Origin of the sequence: Streptomyces alkaliterrae, from assembly GCF_007097205.2 — a bacterium.
GTDB classification, from domain to species: Bacteria; Actinomycetota; Actinomycetes; order Streptomycetales; family Streptomycetaceae; genus Streptomyces; species Streptomyces alkaliterrae.
Genome location: NZ_VJYK02000576.1, coordinates 1 through 1,464 on the forward strand (window position 1 = coordinate 1; position 1,464 = coordinate 1,464).

The window sequence follows — 1,464 nt, forward strand, 5'->3', positions numbered from 1 at the left end:
GTGGAACCCGACCGTAGCGGGCACGGGATGTCGGGCCGGGGGTGGCGGGTCGTTCGTAGCGTGGCGGTTGTCAGGGCTTCGGTCGGCGGCCGGAGCGGTCCGGGAGCCCGCGCGGCGCGGCGCACGGGCGAGCGCGCGCAGAGAGAGGTGACGGTCGTGATCGACGGGCTGAACCGGGCGATGGAGCACATCGAGAGCAGGCTCGACGGGCGGCTGGACGTGGCGGAGCTGGCGCGTCTGGCGCTCACCTCCGAGTACCACCTGCGGCGGATGTTCTCGGCGCTCGCCGGAATGCCGCTGTCGGAGTACGTGCGACGGCGCCGGTTGACCGTGGCAGGCGCGGAGGTGCTGGACGGGCGGCGCACGCTGCTGGAGATCGCCGTCCGGTACGGCTACGGGTCGGCGGAGGCGTTCGGCCGCGCGTTCCGCGCGCTGCACGGCGTCGGGCCGGGGGAGGCCCGGCGGACCGGGGCGGCGCTGCGGTCCCAACCGAAGCTGCGTTTCAGTCTCACCGTGGAAGGGAGTACGACCATGCGCTACCGGATCGTCGAGAAGGAGGCGTTCCGCGTGGTGGGCCCGAGGGCCCGGGTACCGCTGGTGTACGAGGGGGTGAACCCGGCGATCGAGGAGTTCGTGCGGGGCATACCGTCGGAGTCGGTGGGCCGGCTGGAGGAGCTGTCCGACGGGGAGCCGTCGGGGATCGTCGCGGTCTGCGACGGGATGGACGAGTCCCGGGCGGAGGGGACCGAGCTGGACTACTACCACGGTGTGGTGACGGGCGCGCCGGCGCCGGAGGGCGCGGCGGAGTTGGCCGTCCCGGCGGGCACCTGGGTGGTGTTCGAGAACGAGGGCCCGTTCCCGTCGGCGCTGCAGGAGATGTGGCGGGACTCGTACGCGGACTGGTTCCCCTCGAACCCGTACCGGACGGTGCCGGGGCCGGAGTTGCTGCGGGTGGAGCTGTCCGAGGACGGCACGCGGGCGCGTGGCGAACTGTGGCTGCCGGTCGAGCGGACCGGCTGACGGCGGAGTGAACGGGTGGTCGGGGTCGGGTGGTTGGCGCCGACCGCCCGAAAGTCTCCGTCTTGTGTCCAGACGACGGCTGAAATGTGCTGCTTCGGCCGTACACTTTCGCCCCGAACGTTCGGAAGTTCGACCTTCGGTGGCGGAACGGCAGGAACGGCCCCGCCGGGCGTCGGCTCGTGTGATGGGGGTTGGAATGAGCGGTGACGCCACGGCGTTCAGCCGGAACTACCGTGACCTGTCGAGACAGCAGGGGACGGACGCGGGTTTCCAGTTCGAGTTCTCCTGCCGGAGGTGCCATGACACGTGGCGCTCGCCGTTCGAGCCGTACACCAGCGGCCGGGCGGCCGGCTGGTTGCAGCGCGGCAGCGGACTGGCGGGTCGGCTGCTGGGCAGCGGCAACAGCTACTCGCTGAGCCGCGCGGCGGACGGGTTGGCCGGGGC

Annotated in this window: 1 protein-coding gene and 1 pseudogene; both read left to right on the forward strand. The window is 72.2% G+C overall.

Features of this window, described 5'->3' with window-relative positions; genetic code table 11:
• Positions 1-180 precede the first annotated feature (180 nt).
• Positions 181-1,020 (forward strand): AraC family transcriptional regulator, encoded by an 840-nt coding sequence (locus tag FNX44_RS26865; RefSeq protein WP_153507783.1) that lies wholly within the window; start codon positions 181-183, stop codon positions 1,018-1,020.
• A 196-nt stretch (positions 1,021-1,216) separates the two neighbouring features.
• A pseudogene (locus FNX44_RS26870) lies at positions 1,217-1,464 on the forward strand (zinc ribbon domain-containing protein); the annotation flags it as partial.